The organism is Actinomadura sp. KC345 (assembly GCF_004348515.1).
Taxonomy (GTDB): domain Bacteria; phylum Actinomycetota; class Actinomycetes; order Streptosporangiales; family Streptosporangiaceae; genus Spirillospora.
The window spans coordinates 1-2,602 of the sequence record NZ_SMKH01000515.1; the positions used below are offsets into that span (position 1 = coordinate 1).

The following is a 2,602-nucleotide window of genomic DNA, read 5'->3' on the forward strand; positions in this document are numbered from 1 at the left end:
GTGTCCCTGGGGCGGATGGCCCTGGGGTGGGTGTCCCTGTCCCGGGGAGTTCGGAGGCGGGTATCCCGGGTTGTGCGAAGCCGGGCCCGGAGAACCCGTCCCCCGGTTCTCCGGCCCCTGCTGGTCCCACTCCGGTCGACCCGTCACCGCCTGCCTCCGCTTTCCGGCGGCGCCTTGCTCTGATGGCCCGCACTCCGACGCCCACGAAGAGTACGGCAAGTCCGCCGCCGGTGATGAGCAGAGCGAGCTGCCCGTACCCGGTGGTGACGACGGTGATGGTCTCACCGCTGCCGAGCGTCCGGCCGCCCGAGTCGGGGATCACCAGGTCCAGGCGCACGCGGAAGTTGCCGTTGCCGGCCGCCTGCGCCGGGATCCACCGCTGAGCCCGCTCGCCGGGCTGCAGTTCGATGACGGCCTCTTCCGGGTCGAGCTCCCCGAGTTGCAGCTTGGCGCTGTTCTCCGACGACGCGACGAGCCGGACCTTCACCGACTGGTTGCTGAGCGTGTTCTCCACGAGCACCGGCAGCTTGCCCGAGCTGCCCCCCATCAGCACCCGTTTGTTCTTGGTGGTGACGATGCGGACCTGCTGCATGTCCGACTCGACCTGGTCCGCGAGCGCGTTGCGGACCAGCTTGGCACGGCGGGGCATCACCCGCCACGCGACCGACTGCATGCGCAGCAGGGCGCGCTCGTGGGAGATGTTGATGTCGTTCGTCAGAACGGACTGGAACGTCGCCGCGCGGCGGGAGACGGCCCGCACCTGCGCGAGGTGCGCCTCACCCAGCTCGTAGCGCTCGAAGGCGTCGGGATAGCCGTTGAAGGTCCGGGCCTGGGCACCGGAAGACTCGATCTTGCTCAGCGGCATCTCGCGCAGCCACTCCGCGTCCTGCGTGTACTGCAGCAGGTTCTCGGCGAGCCCCGGCGCGGGATTCCAGTGCCGGTCGGGGGCGACGACCACGGTGCGCTGCAGGTTCGGCGCCTCCGCCGCGATCATCGCCGTCTCGGCGAGGAAGCGCTGCTCGGTCTGCAGCGGCCCCGCCTTGCCATTACTGACGATCTTGTTGAGCTTCTCGTCGTACAGGAGGGCGTCCTTCTTGCCCGCCTCCGTCTGGATCGCCGTGGCCGCGTTCGGGGGCGCGCCCGTCGGGGGATTCTGGAACTGCGAACTGCTCATCAGGAACGCCCCGCCGTCCTTGAGCGTGTTCTTGGAGAGCTGTTCGAGCGTTCCAGGCCCCCCGGCGCCGTGCGGCGGCCAGGCGACATGCGCGTCCGCCGGCCGGCCGAGCGCCTGTGTCGCGACACCGGTGTTCCGGTCGTCGAAGGCGACATCGATGTCGCGGGTCATCTTGTGGCGGACGAGCGCGACGACGTCGGGGTCGCCGTACGGGACGGTGAAGTAGGGGTCGCCGTTGAGCGCCTTCTTCAGCGCCGCCAGCCACGCCGCCGCGACCATGCTCTTCCCCTTCTGCACCGGCTTCCCCGAGCCGAGGGGGTTCACGGTGTACTCGCCCGCCGCCATGCGCTGCGCGTCGTCCAGCAGGGCGGGGTCGATCCCCCACGTGACGGGGGTGTCGGTCGAGGCGGCGGCGTCGACGAGCGTGTTGAGCCGCCCGTTGGGCGACATGTCGCTGGTGAGCTGGTCGTCGAAGAACGTCTTGTCGTCCGTCCGGTGCATGCGGTCGATCAGCGGCCACACCCAGCTGATCGCCACCGGCTTGGAGTTGCCCTGCTTCGGCATGAAGGTCAGGAACGTCGTCACTCCGCCGACCACCTGCTGCGCGGAGTCCAGCACCTCGACGCCCACCGGGTAGACGCCGGGGGTGCCCGCGGTGACGTTCAGTTGCAGCGCCCTGGTGCTGGTCTTGAACTTCCAGTTCTGCGTGGCACCCGGTTCGGCGGTGTTCGCGAGCCGCTGCTGCGGGCCGATGTTGGGCAGCTGCTGCGGCCGGGCCGAGGCGAACTGGTCGAGCTGGCTGCGGCTGCTGACCGGCTGCGTGCCGTAGCGCAGCCTCACGCTGAGCCCGCCGAGCCTTCCGTCCGTGCGGTTCTTCGCCACGCCCGAGATCTCGATCTTCGAGTTCTCGCGGATCGTCTTCGGGCTCACCTTCGTGAGCGCGAGCCCCACGTCGGCCTGCTTCCGCGCCTGGGCCGACGCCGCCGCCGGAGACTCCAGAGTCGCCGGCGCCGCCATCGCGAGGCAAGGCAGCAGAGCGGTCAGCGCGACCGCACGCTTGAGCCGTCTCACGCCGTTTCCACCCAGGCGCCACCCGGTACCGCGCCACCTGCGAAAGCCGCACCGGCCACGGACCTGGCCGCCTTGGGGCGGCGGGCATGAATATCCCGCACCACGGAGGCGAGTTTATGGCATCGGGGTGTTCCTGTGTTTATTGCAGTGCCCTTGGCGTTCGGGCCTGGGAGGCCCTCTCTTCGGCGGGAACTGCGGTGCGACCGCTGCATCGCTCCGGCTCGCTGCGCGATCAGGTTTCTCGCTTCGCTCGCAACCTGCCTTCGGACGCGATCGCGACTGTTGGGGTTGTTGCGGGGTTGCTGTGGTGGCTGGGGTCTGCGTGGATGTGGGTGTTGGCAAACCGTGGTGGGGGGT

Annotated in this window: 1 protein-coding gene; it reads right to left on the bottom strand. The window is 69.6% G+C overall.

Annotated elements, in window-relative coordinates:
* A partial coding sequence (locus tag E1281_RS39040) for a DUF6049 family protein (RefSeq protein WP_131884721.1) occupies window positions 1-2,245 on the bottom strand: 2,245 nt, incomplete at its 3' end.
* Window positions 2,246-2,602 lie beyond the last annotated feature (357 nt).